Source organism: Calothrix sp. NIES-2100, assembly GCF_963875285.1.
In the GTDB taxonomy this organism is placed as follows: Bacteria; Cyanobacteriota; Cyanobacteriia; order Cyanobacteriales; family Nostocaceae; genus Aulosira.
On sequence record NZ_CAWNLA010000001.1, the window covers coordinates 6,966,873 to 6,985,332 of the forward strand.

Genomic DNA, 18,460 nt, shown 5'->3' on the forward strand with positions numbered 1-18,460 from the left:
CAAATTCTTACTTCATCCTTCATCCTTTCTTCAACAATGGCTGAAATTCCCGGCATATGCAGCATGAAAGCGGGGAATAGGGCAGCAAAGAAATAGCATATTTGGCAAAGATTAGGTATTTATCTTCAGGAGATTTCATGAGAATAGCAGTTGCCAAAGAAATCGAAGTTGGTGAACGGCGCGTAGCATTAATTCCTGATATCGTTGCCCGATTGGTAAAACAAGGGTTAGAAATTTGGGTAGAAACAGGTGCGGGAGAGCGATCGTTTTTTAGTGATTCTGCCTATGAAGCAGCAGGAGCTAAAATTATCGCTGATACTGCTAAATTATGGGGTGAAGCTGATATTTTATTGAAAGTCGGTTCTCCACAAGAAAGGGAAAATGGACGTTCCGAAATTGATTTTCTCAAAGTAGGAGCTGTATTAATTAGCTTCCTAAATCCCTTAGGTAATCCTTTGGTGGTGCAGCAATTGGCAGCTCGCCAAATTACAGCTTTGAGTATGGAAATGATTCCCCGAACTACCAGGGCGCAAAGCATGGATGCCTTATCTTCACAAGCGTCCCTAGCGGGTTATAAATCTGTATTAATTGCCGCCGCTGCATTACCGAAATATTTCCCGATGCTGACTACAGCCGCAGGCACGATCGCTCCAGCGAAAGTATTTATTATGGGAGCAGGCGTAGCCGGATTGCAAGCGATCGCCACCGCTAGACGCTTGGGTGCAGTGGTAGAAGCCTTTGATATTCGTCCCGCCGTCAAAGAAGAAGTCCAAAGCTTAGGAGCAAAATTCGTCGAAGTCAAACTCGAAGAAGAAACCGTTGCAGCTGGCGGCTACGCCAAAGAAATTTCCGAAGCTAGCAAACAACGTACTCAAGAACTTGTCAGCGAACACGTTAAAAATGCTGACGTGGTGATCACAACCGCCCAAGTACCAGGGAAAAAAGCACCATTACTAGTTACCGAAGAAATGGTGAAACAGATGAAACCCGGTTCAGTAATCGTAGATTTAGCCGCCGAACAGGGTGGTAACTGCGCCTGCACCTCACCTGGTAGAGACATCGTGTACAACGGCATTACCATTATCGGGCCGATCAATTTGCCATCATCAATGCCCGTCCACGCCAGCCAATTGTATGCCAAAAACCTCACATCATTGATGCAATTGCTGATTAATAAAGAAAAAGCTTTGCACGTAGACTTTAGCGATGACATCGTTGATGCAGCTTGCGTCACCCATGCAGGTGAAATTCGCAATCAACGAGTCAGTGAAGCATTAGCAGCTTTGAAAGTTAAGGGATAGGGGCATGGGGCATGGGGCATGGGGCATTGGGCAGAGGGGCATGGGGGAAAGGGATTTGAGTAAAAAGGCTCATTCATAGAGTTCAGAACCTCATTCACGGAGTTGGGAACCTGATTAATCAAGTTCAAAGCCTCATTCACGGAGTTGGGAACCTGATTAATCGAGTTCAAAGACTCGTTAATGGAGTTGCGAACCTGATTAATCGAGTTCAAAGCCTCATTCACGGAGTTGCGAACCTGATTAATCGAGTTCAAAGCCTCATTCACGGAGTTGGGAACCTGATTAATCGAGTTCAAAGCCTCATTCACAGAGTTGGGAACCTGATTAATGAAGTTCAAAGCCTCATTCACGGAGTTACGAACTTGATTAATGAAGTTCAAAGCCTCATTCACGGAGTTGCGAACCCTCATTCCCCTGCCCCCATGCCCAATGCCCCATGCCCAATGCCCAATGCCCATTTACACAAGGAGTTTTGATTTCATGACAGAGGCATTACTTGCTGCTTTGTTTGTATTTGTGCTGGCATCTTTTATTGGGTTTGAAGTTATCAACAAAGTGCCGCCTACTTTACACACTCCCTTAATGTCGGGATCGAATGCGATTTCTGGGATTTCTGTACTGGGGGCGATCGTGGCTTCTGGTGCTAGAGAAACAAGTGTGTCAGTGATTCTCGGTTTAATTGCCGTAGTACTAGCGACAGTCAACGTTGTCGGTGGCTTCCTAGTTACAGACAGAATGTTGGAAATGTTTAAGAAAAAGGAGATTAAGGCGTGAGCGATTTTCTACCAACTGGGATTCAGTTAACGTACTTAGTCGCTGCATCCTTATTTATCCTGGGTTTAAAAAAGCTGGGTTCACCTGCGACAGCGAGGAACGGTAATGTTGTCGCCGCCGTGGGGATGTTGCTGGCAATTGTCGCTACAATGCTAGATCAGCATGTGTTGAACTACGAGATGATTTTGTTAGGCTTGGCGATCGGATCGGGGATTGGTGCGATCGCAGCTTACAAAGTCCAAATGACGGAAATGCCCCAAATGGTGGGTTTACTCAATGGTTTGGGTGGTGCAGCTTCCGCATTAGTCGCTGTTGCGGAATTCTGGCGGTTATTGGATTCTGGCTTACCTGTACCCCTTGATATCAACATCTCCATGCTTTTGGATGTGTTAATCGGTGGTGTTACCTTCACAGGTAGTTTTCTCGCCTTTGCCAAATTGCAAGGTTTAATCAGCGGTTCCCCGATTACATTTCCTTTCCAACAACCATTTAACCTTTTACTGCTGGGTGCTTATATCGTCGGTAGTGCCTACTTAATCATCACACCAGATAGCCTACCCATATTCTTAGCAGTAGTTGCTGTTTCCTTAATATTGGGTGTAATGTTCGTCATCCCCATTGGTGGTGGCGATATGCCTGTGGTAATTTCGCTGTTGAACTCCTTATCAGGGATAGCAGCATCTGCCGCAGGTTTCGTGGTGATGAATAATATGTTAATCATCGCTGGGGCATTGGTGGGAGCCTCCGGAATCATTCTCACCGAAATTATGTGTAAAGCAATGAACCGCTCCCTATTTAGCGTGCTGTTCAGCGCTTTTGGTACAGGCGAAGCGGCTGGTGGTGCGGCGGCTGGTGGTGCAACCGATCAAACAGTTCGCAGCATCGATCCGGAAGAAGGCGCGATGATGTTGGGTTATGCCCGTTCTGTGGTAATTGTGCCTGGTTATGGGATGGCGGTTGCTCAAGCACAACATAGCGTGCGGGAATTGGCAGATCAACTAGAACGCATGGGTGTTGATGTTAAGTATGCCATTCACCCGGTTGCTGGGAGAATGCCGGGGCACATGAACGTGTTGCTGGCTGAGGCGAATGTGGCTTATACCCAGTTGTATGACATGGATGATATTAATCCCCAATTTGAACAAGCAGATGTAGCTTTAGTAATTGGGGCTAATGATGTGGTAAATCCGGCGGCGCGTACTGATGTAAATAGCCCGATTTATGGTATGCCAATTTTGGACGTAGATAAAGCGAGACAGACAATTGTAATTAAGCGCGGGATGAGTACAGGTTTTGCCGGTGTAGATAATGAGTTGTTCTACAAGGATAAAACTACGATGCTCTTTGGTAGCGCGAAGGATATGGTGGCGAAGTTGGTTTCGGAAGTGAAGCAGCTTTAACGAACCGCGAAGACACGAAGGGCGCGAAGTAAAGAAATAACTAGAGAGTTAGCTTGCCTTTTGATTTGAGAATTTAAAGGCAAGTTTTTTACTCAAGTCAAAAATCTTGTAAATTAGGGTAATCAATTTGAGTTAAGCCAATAAGCTCCAATTTCATGACCATCTAGGTCTTTAACAGAAGTAGTATAGGAGCCGTCTGCGCTGAAACCAGGCTTTTCAACTTCAGTAGCGCCGTTTGCAATAGCAGTTGTAAAAAACATATCTACTGCAATCTGATTTCCTGCTCTCAAACTAAGCGAACTGCTAAAAAGTTGAGTAGTCTCTGAAGAATAGTCTGGAGATTCAACAATTGACAACATTTTTAAATCTTCATCTAAACCGTATTCTGCTTCATGTCTACCTTGTGCTTCAATTTCATTCCAGCGTGTAACCCCCAATGTTGCCATTACAATATCATAGAACGCCAAGCTACGCTCAAAATCAGATACGGAAAAACTAGGATATAAGTTGGTAGTAACTCTCATTTTTTGTGAATTTTAGAACTAGATTTACATAATTCCAAATGTAACATAAATAAAAAACTTACTTAGTCCAATCTAATAAACATAATTTATTTATTGTGTGCATGATATTTAACGTTATTTGTATTGGTCACACTCTTTCGCGTAAATACCACCACTATACATATGTTTACCCCGTTCCCGTTTATCTTCTTCCATACATTCTTGATATTTTTGGTAGGAAGACTTTTCAAATTGCTGGGGATTCAACATTACATAAAAATAACCAAATGTTATGATTGAAAGGAAAATTGCTAACGTTAAGTTTAAGCTGAGGTCTTTAGCTTTATCATCTTTTTTTACTTGCTCGGAATTTTTTCCAGTTATTACCTGAGTTATAATATCAGCTAGAAAAACACAAAAGAAAGAGATGATAATAGTCATAAACAAATTAATATAAATACAATATAAAAAGCATAGTAAAAATAATAAGTATAAGATAGTAGATAAACATCCTGGTTTCTTATTGTGATTCATTTTGGTTTCTATTGGCTATTCATGAAAAGAATAAAACTGATAATTATAAACGGATTTATATGTTACAACAAGATTCTATCTTTAATTAAAGTAAGTAGTTAGATAGGCAAGAATTAATTTAAACTATGTAATAAAATTTAAAACAGTCAAAGTCCTTGTGATTGCTTCGTTAAACTCAGTTTCACTCGCAATGACATTCTTATAAATTTCCCCACCCACCTATTTATAGTACTTAAGGTAAGCGATCGCCACTCACCCACTATCATGAGATCGCTCTCTTCTTCCTCTGTGTCCTCTGCGCCTCTGCGGTTCGTTAAAAAAAAGCGATCACTTGCAAAACTTCACCGTGCGATCGCCCTTTCTCCTCTTCCTTTGCGCCTTTGCGACTTTGCGTGAACCAAAAAAAGCGATCGCCTTTCACGCGCAAAAATGCGATCGCCCTCTTCTTACTTTGCGCCTTTGCGCCTTTGCGTGAACCAAAAAAAGCGATCGCCTTTCACGCGCAAAAATGCGATCGCTAATTTGTTGGTTGAGAAAGATTTAAAACCACAGCTAATGCTTGAGAAACTAGTTGCATTTCTGAATTGGATAGATGACCAAGTTTTTTCACTAATCTGGTTTCTGAAACTGAACGGATTTGAAAAGTATCCACAGCAGAAACTTTAGCTAAACCATTATCTGCACTTGCTTCCAGTCGCACCATCCAAGGTCTAATTGCATATCTTTCTTTCCAATCCGTAACCGGGACAATCACCTTCAAAGGCAAAATTCCAATAGCATCATCATTTACTATGATACAAGGACGTTTCTTGCTAATTTCCGTCCCTATAGTTGGATCTAAATTCACTAACCAGACTTCACCTCTGTACATAAGTCCCTGAGTTGTGTAAGTCTTCATCTGGATATTCGTAAAAATCTTCTCCATCCAAATCAGAAAAGACATTTAATTCACCATCAGGTGCATAATCTGCAATCGCTGTCATTGCAGCTAGTGTTAAATGGCGTTTTTGCTCATCTTTAGTAAGTGAATATTGCTCTTGAAGTACCAATTTCAAAGCTGCTTCAGCTATTTTTAGGCGATCGCTTACACTTAGATTTTCAAGTGCTTGGAGAATTTCCTGAGTTTCCATGTTAATTCATTCATACTAATGAAATTATAGGGTTAACAGTATGCGTTAGCACAGCTTACAGCAGGTATCGCCCCTTGTCTTCTCGCTTTGCGCCTTTGCGCCTACCCTGCGGGAAGCCGCTCCGCGTCTATGCGTGAGACAAAAAAGCGATCGCTATTAAATTAAATGATATAAATCTAACTATGATAGACCACGATCGCCTATTTAAAGAACTGCTCACCACCTTCTTCTGGGAATTTATCGAGCTATTTTTCCCAGAGATTACCGTTTATCTGGAAAGAGACTCCATCTCATTCCTTGATAAAGAAGTATTTACTGATGTTACGGCTGGTGAAAAATATGAAACTGATTTAGTAGTCAAAGCCAGATTTAGAGGACAAGAATCTTTCTTTCTCGTACATCTAGAACATCAAGCTTATTATCAAGAAGCCTTTGATTTGCGGATGTATCGCTACTTTGCCAGATTGTATGAAAAATACGCTCTCCCCGTTTATCCCATCGCCTTATTTTCCTACGATAGCCCTAAAAAAACTGAACCCAACCTTCATCAGGTAGCATTTCCCAATAAAGTTGTTTTGCAATTCAACTATGATGTCATCCAGTTGAATCGGCTGAATTGGCGAGAATACTTGCAACAACAGAATCCCGTAGCTAGTGCGCTCATGGCTAAAATGAATATAGCACCACAAGACCGCCCCAGAGTAAAATCTGAGTGTCTGCGTCTATTAGCTACGTTACAGCTAGATCCAGCAAGAGTACAACTGATTTCCGGGTTTATTGACACCTACCTACGGCTAAATGCTCGAGAAAAAGAAATTTTCCAGACTGAAATTGCTCAATTTGAACCAATTCAACAAGAGGTAGTTATGCAAATTGTCACAAGTTGGATGGAGGAAGGGATACAACAAGGAGAATTGAAAGTAATTCAGCGTCTATTAACAAGGCGAATTGGTGAGATTACTCCGGAATTACAAGAGCAATTGCGTAGGTTATCATCAACTCAATTAGAGGATTTAGCAGAAGTTTTACTAGATTTCTCTTCGGAAGCTGATCTAGTGGCTTGGTTGCAACAGTCACAATGAAATACATCCTCTGTATTCACAAAGCCTACAGCAAAAATTTAGGAGCGATCGCACTTTGAGAGTAGGATTCTCTATAATGGCGATCGCCTAGGTAAAATTTGTTAACTAACTGCACATTTGATCGGTATTTCTATGCGAAATTCAGAACCTTTACCAGGTTCAGAAACACATGTGATTGTCCCGCCGTGTTTTTCGACAACAATCTGATAACTAATATATAGTCCTAAGCCAGTTCCTTTACCTGGTTCTTTTGTCGTAAAGAAAGGATCAAAAATCCGCGATCGCACATTTTCTGGAATCCCACAACCATTGTCAAAAATCCGAATCAAAATTGATGTTTTATCTATTACTTCTGTCCGAATTTTAATTTGCGGATTATCCAAGTTTTTTTCTTTGCTCTTTGAATGTTCCAAAGCGTCAATCGCGTTACTAATAACATTCATAAATACCTGATTTAGCTGAGCAGCATAGCATTCCACTTCTGGTAATTTGCCATATTTTTTTACTACCTCAATAGCAATAGAATCAGCCTTTGCTTGCAGACGATGTTGTAAAATCAACAAAGTACTGTCAATACCTTCATGGATATTGACAGGCTTCATATCTGCTTCGTCTAAGCGGGAAAAAGTACGTAGTGAAAGTACTAATTCACTGATGCGTTCTGCGCCAACAGTCATTGAATTCAAAATTTTTGGCAAATCTTTAGCAATAAAATCGAAATCTAGTGCTGCTATTTGCTTTTGCACTTCTGATTTTGGATTAGGATAGTTTTTTTGATAAATATGCAGCAACTTTAGTAAGTCTTCAGCGTATTCAGCGACATGGGTGATATTACCATAGATGAAATTAATCGGGTTGTTAATTTCATGGGCTACACCAGCCACTAACTGTCCTAAACCTGCCATTTTTTCACTTTGAATCAGCTGGCTTTGTGTTTGCTGTAATTCTTGCAGAGTCTTCTTCAGTTCTTCTTTTTGGCGCTGAGTCTGTTCTAGTAATTCTGCTTGCTGAATTCCTACTCCTAATTGATTGCCAATATGTACTAGCAAATCAATTTCATCTTGTTGCCAATCGCGGGTTTTGGTATTTTGATATGCCGCCAACAATCCCCAGAGTTTCTCACCTTGAAAAATCGGTACAATCATATATGCTCTAGCCACGATTGGTTTGAGCAGAGTAATCTGATTTGTATAATCTTCGGTGTTATAAATATCTTTAATAATTAAAATTTTACTGTTAGCATAGTCTCTTGCTTGAGTTTGTTGCCAGTATTCCTGAATAATTAAAGGTACTACTTCCTCCTTAGCTGTCCAATTCTGGGCTAATGACTCAGCAACAAATTCTACATTCCAATCAGGACGGAAGCGATAAATTGTTGCTCGCTCAACTTCTAAAAGCCGTCGGACTTCTTGAGTACTAGTAGCAAAGATAGTATTAAGATCAAGGGACTGGCGAATTTTTTCTACCGTTGCAGCTAATGTTTTTTCCCTTTCGGTAGCTTTGCGTTCTCGTTCGGCTGCTTCCCGTTCTCTTTCCGCAGCTTGAGCAAGTTGCTGTGCTTGTAATTGTACTTGCTTTAAGGTTTCTGCTTGTTGTATTGCTACCCCTAATTGCACACCTACTTGCGCCAGTAAGTTGATTTCTTCATCTTGCCAATAACGTGCTTGGGAGTTTTGATAAGCTACCAACAATCCCCAAAGTTTTTCTCCTTGAGAAATTGGTACAAACACTTCATTACGCGGTTGTTTGTTTGGTGGTGTTCCTGGTAAAAGATTACGGGCGATCGCTGGCTGTGGTCTAACTGCTATTGTCCCTTCGTCAGCAAAGGAATCAGCGACAAATTCACCACTCCAGTCAGGGTAGAAGCGATAAATTGATACTCGTTCTACTTCTAACAGCCGTCGCACTTCTTGAGTCGTAGCTTTAAAGATGGTATCAATATCTAAAGACTGACGAATTTTATCCACGGTATTCGCCAGCGCCCTTTGTCTTTCAGCGGCTTTGGTGAGTTGTGCTGCTTGAGTCTGCAATTGTTGTAAGAATTCTGCTTGCTGCAATGCTACACCCAGTTGGGTGCTAACTTGGGTGAGCAAGTAAACCTCATCTTCTTGCCAATCACGCTTATTGTCGTTCTGGTAGACAGCTAGCAAACCCCAAAGCTTTTGACCGTGGTAAATGGCAATGATGACATAGGCTTTTGCTTGATAGCTTTCGAGAACTTTCAGGTAGCAGTCGCTAAAGCCTGAGTTGTAAATATCATTACAAATACGGTAGACTTCGCCTCTAGCAAAATTACCACCCTCTGTGTCCTGTAAATAAGTATCTACTACTGGAGTTTCAGCTAAATCTTTGACACTACATTCGCTGACGTTTTCACCCAATTCCGGTCTTTGCACTTGTTCTTCTATTAAAGAAGTCCAACCTGCTGCTACCGATTCAAATACAAATTCACCACTCCAATCTGGATAAAAACGGTAAATAGCAACACGGTCAGTATTCAACAGTTTTCTCAATTCTTCGGTGCTAGCGCGAAAAATACTTTCTAAATCAAGAAACTGACGAATTTTTTCTACAGTTATGGCGATGGTTTTCTGCCATTCTGCTACTTTTGCTCTGGCTTTTGCTTTTGCTAATTGTGCAGATTGTATTTTCGCCTGTTCTAGATAATCTGCTTGCTGCAATGCAACACTTAGATGTTCCGCTATGAGTTGTACAAATTCGACTTCTGATGTTTGCCATTGCCTGGGTTCACCGCACTGATGAATACAAAGTAATCCCCATAAATCTTTACCTTTCATTAAGGGGGCTGCAATGTTAGCTCTGACTTGAAATCTTTCTAAGATTTTGATATGACAATCACTAATACTAGCTTCATAGATATCAGCTATGACATTCATGCTGCCTTGCTGGTAAAGTTGGACAAACTCTTCAGCAAAGCAGTGGTCATGTAGTTTAACTGTTAGTGCTGAATTCCATTGTGTCCCCACATCTTCATAAATAAATTCTCCTTCCCATCCCAATTCAGGGTAAAAACGAAACACCCCAACTCGGTCATTATTTAAAAGTTGGCGTACTTCCGTAACTGTAGTCTTGAATATAGTGTCTACATCCAAAGACTGGCGAATCCGGGCGATGACTTTAGATAAAGCTTTCTGCTTGTCACCTTGGTAGAGAGAACGATCGCTTTGATATTCTTTTATTTCTGAATTCGGTTGTGTTGATCTGAGGGTAGAGAAGTTTTCCATGCCGAATAGGACTTTAAATATTGAAAGTCTTCTATTTCATAATTCCCTGAATTACTTTGAAGGTAACAGCTATCCAAATATATCTTACTTAAGTTATAAATTTTCAGATCAATTCGCAATGTTAACTAAATATAGTGATAAATATTACAAAATAAATTTTATACTTATTACCAAGTAGTAAGTATAACAATATAGGATAGGGACAACGATCGCATCGTGTCCCTACAGAAGCATTATTGATCAAAGAAAAGCAGGAAATCACCGTCGCTTGGGAGTGGTGCTTTTGATTTCGCGTTTTTCATTTTCTTGACGACGGCGATCGCGCCAGTCAGCCAAGGTTAAATAACCAACACCAAAAGTCACTACGACTAGCAGCAGTACGGCAAGCAAGGCCAAAATACTCAGGACTGGATTTTCCACGATGCCTCTATAATCCGTTACGTCCCCAAACTACCATTGCAATTGACCAAGTAAACACGACCAAGAGTGATACCCAACCCAGTGTCAAAATCGCCATAGTCCCACTTTTAAAATAATTACAAAACGGTTCTAATATTTATGATACTGGGAAAGGGGGCATTGGGCATGGGGCATTGGGCATTGGTCAAAAGTCAATGGTCAATGGTCAATGGTCAATAGTCCGCCTTGTCTCCCTTTCCCCATTCCCCTCATTGGCGTTGCAATATTGTGAAAAGAATTTTCGAGCCTCAATTGATGTTAGAACGTCTAGAATCGCTGAAGGCTGGCATATTTGGCAGTTTTTCGCTGTTTTTAGCCTTAATCATTACTAGTCTTGTCAATACTATCGTGCTGGCAAAGTATTTTCCGACACTCATAAGTCTGGAAATTGAGCCGTTAAATTTAGATTTTGTGTTGAGTGGGGCGATCGCTTGTTTCTCTGGTTTGTTGTTTGGTGCTACCTACCGCTATATAATCCGCAAAGACAAAAATCCTCATCTGAAATCTGGTGGTGTGTTGGCTTTTGGCTTGGTGCGGGGGTTAGCTCAGATTGAAGTTGGCTGGAATTCTATGGCTACGCTCTTACCTTATCTAGTTTTAACTGGTGAGAGTGTATTTTCGTTTGCGATCGCGGCTAAGGCGATCGATACCGCTATGCAATTTGGCTGGATCAAGCCTTTTCCCTCAATCCCAACAGACTATTGACTTCAAAAATCATTTATGTAATATATGTAGTATTAGATGAAATATTATTAATATAACTGCGTGACTGACTTGAAAATAATACCCCACCCCTAACCCCTCCCCGCAAGCGAGGAGGGGTATTAGAAGTTTTTTCATGTATCCTGGTGTACGCAGTTCAACAACTTACATATCTTTACTTATTAATATGACACCTAAAAGTGACCATTATTATCTGATCATAGATTTAGAAGCTACATGTTGTGACGCTGGCAAAGTTCCCAGACATGAAATGGAAATCATCGAAATTGGTGCAGTGATGCTCAATCGCAGCACATGGGAAATTGATTCCGAGTTTCAACAATTCATCCAGCCTGTAAGACATCAACAATTAACAACTTTTTGTACAAAATTAACTAGTATTCAACAGCAAGATATTGCACAAGCACCCAAATTCCCGGAAGCGATTGAGTTATTCAAAGAATGGATGCAATTATTTCCTAATCATATTTTTTGTTCTTGGGGAAACTACGATAAAAATCAATTTATTCAAGATTGTAAATATCATAAAATTCCTTACCCTTTTAGTTCAGAGCATATAAATATTAAAGAAAAATTCTCAGAATATCTTGGTGTATCCAAAAAATTTGGGATGGCACAGGCTCTCGATCATCTAGGGTTAGAGTTGCAAGGTACACACCATCGCGGTATTGATGATGCTCGCAATATAGCAGCTATTTATAAATATATGAAACTCAACTGAAGTATAAAGTAGTAGGGGCGGGTTTACCCAGATCGTCGTTGCTCAATGAGCATATTTGTGAACCCGCCCCTACTGAAATTACCCTTGTTGCCGCAATTCCTGCTAATTGTAGTTTACACTCATCGATTTTGTTAGCAGTATGACATTGGCACTGGGAATGATTGAGGTTTATGGCATACCCGCAGCAGTAGAAGCTGGGGATGCTATGTGTAAAGCTGCCCGCGTCACTCTGGTAGGGTATGAAAATACTGATTTGGGAAGAATTACTGTATTGATTCGGGGGGAAGTGGGTGAGGTAAATGTTGCTGTAGTCGCAGGATTAGCGGCGGTAGGGCGGGTTAATGGCGGCGAGGTACTTTCCCATCATCTTATTCCCCGTCCCCATGAAAATTTAGAATATGTGTTACCGATTCATCGCAGTGCCAATGTTGAGCAATTTAATGCCGATATCCGGTTTCCTCCGCCCCTATCAGCGTAAAAACTTGATATGAAATCCCTCACATCTCGTATGCAGGTGGTACAATCGCCAATCATTCCGGTTGTTGGGGAACTCATTAAAAACTCCCCCGGAACTATTTCTTTAGGACAAGGTGTTGTTTCTTACAATCCTCCCCAGTCATCTATAGACTTTTTAGCCAAATTCCTCGCGGAACCAACTAATAATTTATACAAAGCTGTTGAGGGAATTCCACCATTAGTAGCAGCTTTAAGCGCAAAGTTACAAGCTTTCAATGGGATTGAAATTAATCAAGAAAATTGCATAGTGGTGACAGCGGGAAGCAATATGGCGTTTATGAACGCTATTCTGGCAATTACTAGCCCAGGCGACGAAATTATTCTGAATAAGCCGTACTATTTCAACCATGAAATGGCGATCGCAATGGCGGGTTGTCGTGCGGTATTAGTAGAGACGGATGAAAATTACCAACTGCGTCCGGATGCGATCGCCTCTGCAATTACACCCAAAACCCGGGCGGTGGTGACGATTTCACCGAATAATCCTACAGGGGTGGTATATCCAGAAACAGCTTTACGCACAGTTAATCAAATCTGTGGCGATCGCGGTATTTATCATATTAGCGATGAAGCCTATGAATACTTTACCTATAACGGGGTAAAACACGTATCACCAGGCGCTTTTGCTGGTAGCAGTGACTACACAATTTCCCTTTACAGCCTTTCTAAAGCCTATGGTTTTGCTAGCTGGCGTATCGGTTATATGGTGATTCCCCAACACCTGCTAGATGCTGTCAAAAAAGTCCAAGATACGATTTTGATTTGTGCGCCAGTAATTTCTCAGTATGCGGCTTTAGGAGCATTACAAGCCACAGACGAATATTTTCAAGTACATATTGGGGCGATAGCTCAAGTGCGACAATTAGTATTGGAATCTCTCAATCGCTTACAAGGCTTATGTACTATTACAAGAGCCGATGGCGCTTTCTATTTTTTCCTCAAAGTTCATACCCAAATGAATGCTTTTGAGTTAGTTAAAAGACTCATCCAAGAACATCAAGTAGCAGTTATTCCTGGTACAACCTTTGGGATGGAAGATGGATGTTATCTGCGGGTTGCTTACGGTGCGCTGCAACAACAAACAGCAAAGGAAGGTATAGAAAGATTAGTTCAAGGCTTACAAACCATATTGGGGTCGTAATTGAAAATATGGCAATTATTAATCAGCTAATAGAAATTGCAACTGACGCAGGAATTAATATTCATAACATCACGCCCCAAATTCAGGATTTGATTAATTCTACATCGATTCAAAATGGACAAGCTTTAATATTTTCTCGACATACAACAACGGCTTTAGCTATCAATGAAAATGAAGAACGCTTATTAGAAGATATCAAAGTCTTTTTGCGGAAATTAGCACCAGAATCAGAGCGATATTTACATAACGATTTGCATTTAAGGGTTGTACCAGAAGATGAACCGATGAATGCGCACTCCCACTTAATGGCAATGATGTTAACCACTAGCGAAGTTATTCCCATTGTCGAGGGAAAATTAGCTTTGGGAACTTGGCAATCAGTGTTATTTTTTGAGTTAGATGGCCCGCGTCAACGGACAGTGTTTGTGCAAATTTCTGGTGAGTAGCGATCTAGCACATTAATTTTGATGTGCTGCGAGATCCCCGACTTCTTCAAGAAGTCGGGGATCTCACCCCTCGCAACCCCTGTGATGAATTCCGTCATAATCTTGTTTAGGGGCTGGTGCGATCGCATTTGCAACTAATCTAAACTAAACTCCGCAAAATCCGCTTGCCCAAATAACTGGTTTTTGTCTACTGCTGATAAAACTTTATTATTAGCACGTTCAGAATTTAAAGCACGGACAACTAACTGCGCCACATCTGCACGATGGATACTGCCAACAATCCGCGTATCTTCAGTTAAAACTCCATTACCAGTTGCAGGTTCCGACTTTAGCCCCCCAGGACGGATGATGGTATAGGTAAGTCCACTGGCTATGAGGTGTTGTTCGGCCTTGTCTTTTTCAATCAAAACTTCTCTCAAGGCTGCTAAAGCTTGAGGAGACAAAGCACCAACACTATTCCCAGTACCGATGGAAGTAACCAAAATAAACTTTTGTACCCCAGCTTTGACTGCTGCATCAATCAGATTTTTATTGCCAAGGTAATCAGGACGCTCACCATTATCAGGTAAACCACCTATAGTACTGATAACTGTATCGATGGGTACATCTTTCTGTATTGCATGTTCTACATCGCCTACGTTCAAAGCATCTCCAAAAACCACCTCAATACCTAGCGCTTCTAAATCAGCAGCAGCATCTGGCTTTCTCAGCAGTGCTTTAACTTTTAGCTGTTGTGATGTTAGGTATTTGGCAATTTCTCTACCAACACCACGACTGGCTCCACCCAGAAAAATGTAAGATGCCTTTGTCATAGCTACCGTTATTTATCTCTCAGGACTGAATTGCTGACATTTCAAAGATGTTATCAAAGGATCGGCACAATGCTGTACTACAGCTATCAAGGACTGACGTAACTACATAAATTGCTGACAAAAAACAACATTTAATGAAAAACTATGTCATGCTTACTTGACATTTAAGTATTAATTTTTAAGTATCAATGTACGTTAAATTACTTAAGAATATTAATTTTAATAATTTTAAAAACTTATTAAATAAGTAAAACTTTATATTATTGTCAGGAGCTATACATAAAGTTACGTGTTAATTAGCAATATTTATCACATAAGCTTAATTGCCAAGCAGATATATATAGCTTTCCAGACTACAGAGGACAAAGTATTAACTATCATGTAATTTAAGTATGATTTACTACCAAGTGTTTTATAAATGTAATTATTTTAAATAGTTACACAGAATTACGGATACTTTTTTTAATAAAAAATTAAACAATTGTTTTACAAATTAATTTTGGGAGATTTAAATTATCAATATTACATACTGCCATCAGCAGATGTAAATATTATTTACGAACTGTTGGGAAAGTAGTATGAGATTTAATTTTTCCCAAAAAAAGCGCTTGCTTAATGGCTAATCAGAACTTAACTTGTTCTGTGTGACTGAAGATAATTGTTATCAAGGTGTATTTGGATCTCTAAGTAATTAAGGAGGGACAGATTATCTTTGCTAAATCGGGCTGTGTATTCTCTTAAGAATAGATGTTGATGTTCTAGAACAACATGCTTGTTTATCAATAGTTCACCTCAATTCCTAGAACACAAATCAACATAATTTTTCTATTTTGGCTGACGACTCTTGGTGATAATTGTAAGATTTTTTTGCCCAGGCGATCGCTAATTTTAAAGCTGCTCGTACTAATTGGGTATTAGTCAAGATTGCTGACAAGCTGACGATACAGAGAATGGACTTTAGAGTGCGATCGCTAATTATGAAATTCAGCAATTCAAGATGCTCAGATAATCTCGATTATCTATTCTTAAAATTCGCATTAAATCACAAATTTTGCTAGGCAAATCCTATCAATACAGCCTGTAAATTTGTGCTGTGCAAATATTTTGTTTGTGTCTTTTAATCGTGACGATCAAATCACAGAGGATTTATGGAAAAGTTCATTTTCCCAGATTTATATTGCCCATTTCCATATCAGATCAATAAGTATGCTGATATTCTAGAGGGCAATGGTATCGAATGGCTACTTCGCTTCAATCTTTTAGCAAATGAATCATCTTATCGACGTTTCTGCAAATCAAACTTTTATTTACTAGTTGCCGGTGCGTATCCTTTTTGCGAACTTGAAGAAATTAACATTGCAAATGACCTGTTCAGCTGGCTGTTTATTTGGGATGACCAATGCGATATGTCAGATTTAGGTGAAAAACCTGAAGTTTTAGAAACTTATCACAAAAGATTTATTGAAATATTAAATGGGGCTGAACTAACCAGCAATGATATATCCCTCACTTATGCCCTAGCTGACTTAAGAAAGCGGATGCTGAAAATAGCAAAAGTAGAATGGTTCCAACACTTTATCCAGAGTTTTCAGGGATATTTTGACGGATGTGTGCAGGAAGCAGCTAACCGGGAAAAGGGAATCACACCTGATATTGATACTTATATCAAAATACGTAGCTTAAGTTCAGCGGGCGATATTACCGTTGAACTGATTGAATTTTGCAATCATTTGATGATTCCCGATGCTTTACGCCAGCACGACATCGTCAAAAAACTCAAAGAGATGACAATTAATATTCTTGCTTGGTGTAACGATATTTTCTCAGTTCCCAGAGAAATGGCAAGTGATGATGTTCATAATCTAGTACTTGTACTACATTATCAGCAACAACTTCCTCTAGATGTAGCAATCAAGCGTGCTGCTGAAATCCACGATCAAGAAATACAAGCCATGATGAATTTAGAATTATCTCTGCCATCTTTTGGCAAAGAATTAGACGCTGAAGTCGAACAATATATATTAGGAATGCATAGCTGGATACGTGGCAACCTCGATTGGTATTTTCAATCTCATCGCTATCAGAATAATGAAAAACTAGAGTTGGTTAAATCTTCAGTTGAACTGCAAATTTCCAATCAGGATATTTCGCAGGAAGCAGCTTAATCAAGATTTATACCATTGCCGTTAATAATTAATACCAATGACCAAAATAACCCCTAGCCAAAGGGGGTTATTCCATCTCAAATATTGCAAGTTGATTTCGTTAGGTAAAATTTAGATGCCGTTACCAAATCCTCTTCCGATTCCCTCTTTAATTCAAAAGCTTCAATGGATAGTTGATCCTGTTCAATACCTGAAAAAGGCAGCCAAAAAATATCCGGATATTTTTACTGCTGATATAGTTGGTTATGGTTGTCCAGTAGTCTTTGTAAATCATCCGCAGGTAATTCGGGAAGTTTTTATCAATGATAGGAAAAAGTTTGCAGCTCTCGGTGAAGCTAACAACGTTTTTGAACCATTAATTGGAAATACTTCAACGATTATGTTAGACGGCGATCGCCACAAACAACGGCGACAACTTTTGATGCCTCCTTTTCACGGAGAGCGAATGCGAGCTTATGGTTCTTTAATTTACAATATTACTGAAAAGGTTTTTAGCCAGTTACCTCTAAACAAATCTTTCTCAGCTCGTAATGTAGTACAAGAAATATCGCTGCTAGTCATCTTAGAGGCTGTCTTTGGCTTACATGAAGGAAAGCGCTACTGTGCGCTTAAGCAATTATTGGCTTTGATGATGGATGTCTTTAAGTCACCACTAACTTCTAGCTTCCTCTTAGTACCCTTTTTGCAGAAAGATTTAGGCCTTTGGAGTCCTTGGGGAAGGTTTCTGCACCAACGGCAGCGAATTGATCAATTACTTTACGCTGAAATTCGTGAGCGCCGGGAACAGTCAGATCCCAATCGCATCGATATCCTTTCGTTGCTGATGTCAGCTAAGGATGAGACGGGCAACTCTATGACTGATCAAGAGTTGCGTGATGAGTTAATAACGCTTTTGTTGGCAGGATATGAAACTACTTCAACGGCAATAGCTTGGGCATTATATTGGATTCATTACAAGCCGGAAATTCGTGAAAAATTACTACAAGAACTTCATACCCTGGGTGATTATCCAGACCCCATGAATATTGTCCGGCTACCTTACCTGACCAATGTCATTAATGAAACTCTGCGGATATACCCTGTTTTAATGGCAACCCTACCTAGAGTAGTGCAGGAACCTGTTGAATTACTAGGACATCCTATAGAACCTGGCACGGTAATAGTTGGTGGCATTTATCTCACTCATCGCCGTGAGAGTTTATATCCAAACCCTGAGGAATTTCAGCCAGAGCGATTTCTAGATCGCCAATTTTCTCCTTATGAATATATGCCCTTTGGTGCTGGTGTTCGTCGTTGTATCGGTGAAGCTTTGGCAGTATTTGAGATGAAATTAGTATTAGCAACAATTTTATCTGGCTATCAACTAGAGCTAGAAAGTAGTCAACCTGAAAAAGCTCAACGTCGAGGCGTTACCCTTGCGCCTGCTAATGCAGTCAAGATGGTAATTAAGGGGCGGCGTGTGCGTCAAAAATCGCTAATACCTATGGCAACTACAACCGCTCCTTAGT

General features: G+C 40.2%; 22 protein-coding genes. 12 read left to right on the top strand and 10 right to left on the bottom strand.

The window, feature by feature from the left end; genetic code table 11:
* The first annotated feature begins 137 nt into the window (after positions 1-137).
* The gene (locus tag AACU32_RS28360) at positions 138-1,301 is read left to right on the top strand and encodes a Re/Si-specific NAD(P)(+) transhydrogenase subunit alpha (protein ID WP_096604574.1); all 1,164 of its coding nucleotides are present in this window, start codon (positions 138-140) and stop codon (positions 1,299-1,301) included.
* Here the strand turns inward: AACU32_RS28360 and AACU32_RS28365 are convergent.
* Positions 1,256-1,711 carry a methyl-accepting chemotaxis protein gene (locus tag AACU32_RS28365; RefSeq protein WP_339378339.1) on the bottom strand — a complete coding sequence of 152 codons (456 nt, stop codon included), beginning with the start codon at positions 1,709-1,711 and terminating at the stop codon, positions 1,256-1,258. The two genes, AACU32_RS28360 and AACU32_RS28365, sit on opposite strands and share 46 nt — an antisense overlap.
* A gap of 70 nt (positions 1,712-1,781) precedes the next feature.
* On the opposite strand from AACU32_RS28365, the gene AACU32_RS28370 reads away from it, so the two are divergent.
* A complete protein-coding gene (locus AACU32_RS28370; protein ID WP_096604576.1) occupies positions 1,782-2,075 on the top strand; it encodes an NAD(P) transhydrogenase subunit alpha in 294 nt (97 codons plus the stop codon).
* Positions 2,072-3,475, top strand: a complete 1,404-nt coding sequence (locus tag AACU32_RS28375; RefSeq protein ID WP_096604578.1) for an NAD(P)(+) transhydrogenase (Re/Si-specific) subunit beta — start codon at positions 2,072-2,074, stop codon at positions 3,473-3,475. The genes AACU32_RS28370 and AACU32_RS28375 overlap by 4 nt, the downstream gene beginning before the upstream one ends.
* Positions 3,476-3,597: 122 nt before the next feature.
* Here AACU32_RS28375 and AACU32_RS28380 read toward each other — a convergent pair whose 3' ends face one another.
* Both AACU32_RS28380 and AACU32_RS28385 read right to left on the bottom strand, forming a co-directional pair.
* The gene (locus AACU32_RS28380) at positions 3,598-3,999 is read right to left on the bottom strand and encodes a hypothetical protein (RefSeq protein ID WP_096604580.1); all 402 of its coding nucleotides are present in this window, start codon (positions 3,997-3,999) and stop codon (positions 3,598-3,600) included.
* A 114-nt stretch (positions 4,000-4,113) separates the two neighbouring features.
* The gene (locus AACU32_RS28385) at positions 4,114-4,419 is read right to left on the bottom strand and encodes a hypothetical protein (RefSeq protein WP_096604582.1); all 306 of its coding nucleotides are present in this window, start codon (positions 4,417-4,419) and stop codon (positions 4,114-4,116) included.
* 485 nt (positions 4,420-4,904) lie between these two features.
* Here AACU32_RS28385 and AACU32_RS28390 point away from each other — a divergent pair, with 485 nt between their 5' ends.
* The gene (locus AACU32_RS28390) at positions 4,905-5,033 is read left to right on the top strand and encodes a hypothetical protein (protein WP_339378340.1); all 129 of its coding nucleotides are present in this window, start codon (positions 4,905-4,907) and stop codon (positions 5,031-5,033) included.
* Here AACU32_RS28390 and AACU32_RS28395 read toward each other — a convergent pair.
* Both AACU32_RS28395 and AACU32_RS28400 read right to left on the bottom strand, forming a co-directional pair.
* The gene (locus AACU32_RS28395) at positions 5,030-5,383 is read right to left on the bottom strand and encodes a type II toxin-antitoxin system PemK/MazF family toxin (RefSeq protein ID WP_096604584.1); all 354 of its coding nucleotides are present in this window, start codon (positions 5,381-5,383) and stop codon (positions 5,030-5,032) included. The genes AACU32_RS28390 and AACU32_RS28395 overlap by 4 nt on opposite strands.
* Positions 5,370-5,642, bottom strand: coding sequence for a hypothetical protein (locus tag AACU32_RS28400; protein ID WP_096604586.1), 273 nt, complete (start codon positions 5,640-5,642; stop codon positions 5,370-5,372). Before AACU32_RS28400 ends, AACU32_RS28395 begins: the two co-directional genes overlap by 14 nt.
* Before the next feature lie 182 nt (positions 5,643-5,824).
* Between AACU32_RS28400 and AACU32_RS28405 the strand changes: the two genes are divergently transcribed.
* A complete protein-coding gene (locus tag AACU32_RS28405; RefSeq protein WP_096604588.1) occupies positions 5,825-6,724 on the top strand; it encodes a DUF4351 domain-containing protein in 900 nt (299 codons plus the stop codon).
* A gap of 101 nt (positions 6,725-6,825) precedes the next feature.
* Here AACU32_RS28405 and AACU32_RS28410 read toward each other — a convergent pair whose 3' ends face one another.
* From AACU32_RS28410 to petN, 3 genes are all read right to left on the bottom strand, one after another.
* Complete coding sequence (locus AACU32_RS28410; RefSeq protein ID WP_096604590.1) at positions 6,826-9,969, bottom strand: GAF domain-containing sensor histidine kinase; 3,144 nt, start codon at positions 9,967-9,969, stop codon at positions 6,826-6,828.
* Between the two features lie 258 nt (positions 9,970-10,227).
* Complete coding sequence (locus AACU32_RS28415; protein WP_096604592.1) at positions 10,228-10,389, bottom strand: hypothetical protein; 162 nt, start codon at positions 10,387-10,389, stop codon at positions 10,228-10,230.
* Between the two features lie 7 nt (positions 10,390-10,396).
* Positions 10,397-10,486: a cytochrome b6-f complex subunit PetN gene (gene petN / locus AACU32_RS28420; RefSeq protein WP_010998401.1), complete on the bottom strand. Its 90-nt coding sequence runs from the start codon at positions 10,484-10,486 to the stop codon at positions 10,397-10,399.
* Positions 10,487-10,683: 197 nt separating this feature from the next.
* Here petN and AACU32_RS28425 point away from each other — a divergent pair, with 197 nt between their 5' ends.
* The 5 genes from AACU32_RS28425 to AACU32_RS28445 all read left to right on the top strand — a co-directional run bounded on the left by AACU32_RS28425 (position 10,684) and on the right by AACU32_RS28445 (position 13,975).
* The gene (locus AACU32_RS28425; protein ID WP_096604594.1) at positions 10,684-11,133 is read left to right on the top strand and encodes a hypothetical protein; all 450 of its coding nucleotides are present in this window, start codon (positions 10,684-10,686) and stop codon (positions 11,131-11,133) included.
* Between the two features lie 184 nt (positions 11,134-11,317).
* Positions 11,318-11,872, top strand: a complete 555-nt coding sequence (locus AACU32_RS28430; RefSeq protein ID WP_096608219.1) for an exonuclease domain-containing protein — start codon at positions 11,318-11,320, stop codon at positions 11,870-11,872.
* A gap of 139 nt (positions 11,873-12,011) precedes the next feature.
* Positions 12,012-12,350 carry a carbon dioxide-concentrating mechanism protein CcmK gene (locus tag AACU32_RS28435; RefSeq protein ID WP_096604596.1) on the top strand — a complete coding sequence of 113 codons (339 nt, stop codon included), beginning with the start codon at positions 12,012-12,014 and terminating at the stop codon, positions 12,348-12,350.
* Between the two features lie 9 nt (positions 12,351-12,359).
* A complete protein-coding gene (locus AACU32_RS28440) occupies positions 12,360-13,529 on the top strand; it encodes a pyridoxal phosphate-dependent aminotransferase (RefSeq protein WP_096604598.1) in 1,170 nt (389 codons plus the stop codon).
* Between the two features lie 8 nt (positions 13,530-13,537).
* Entirely contained in the window at positions 13,538-13,975 is a 438-nt protein-coding gene (locus AACU32_RS28445; protein ID WP_096604600.1) for a secondary thiamine-phosphate synthase enzyme YjbQ, read from the top strand.
* Positions 13,976-14,109: 134 nt separating this feature from the next.
* On the opposite strand, the gene AACU32_RS28450 is transcribed toward AACU32_RS28445, so the two are convergent.
* Entirely contained in the window at positions 14,110-14,787 is a 678-nt protein-coding gene (locus AACU32_RS28450) for an SDR family oxidoreductase (protein ID WP_096604602.1), read from the bottom strand.
* 811 nt (positions 14,788-15,598) lie between these two features.
* Positions 15,599-15,778 carry a hypothetical protein gene (locus tag AACU32_RS28455; RefSeq protein ID WP_339378341.1) on the bottom strand — a complete coding sequence of 60 codons (180 nt, stop codon included), beginning with the start codon at positions 15,776-15,778 and terminating at the stop codon, positions 15,599-15,601.
* Positions 15,779-15,935: 157 nt separating this feature from the next.
* On the opposite strand from AACU32_RS28455, the gene AACU32_RS28460 reads away from it, so the two are divergent.
* Positions 15,936-16,952, top strand: coding sequence for a terpene synthase family protein (locus AACU32_RS28460; RefSeq protein ID WP_096604604.1), 1,017 nt, complete (start codon positions 15,936-15,938; stop codon positions 16,950-16,952).
* A 115-nt stretch (positions 16,953-17,067) separates the two neighbouring features.
* Positions 17,068-18,459, top strand: a complete 1,392-nt coding sequence (locus AACU32_RS28465; RefSeq protein WP_096604606.1) for a cytochrome P450 — start codon at positions 17,068-17,070, stop codon at positions 18,457-18,459.
* The last annotated feature ends 1 nt before the right edge of the window (position 18,460 follow it).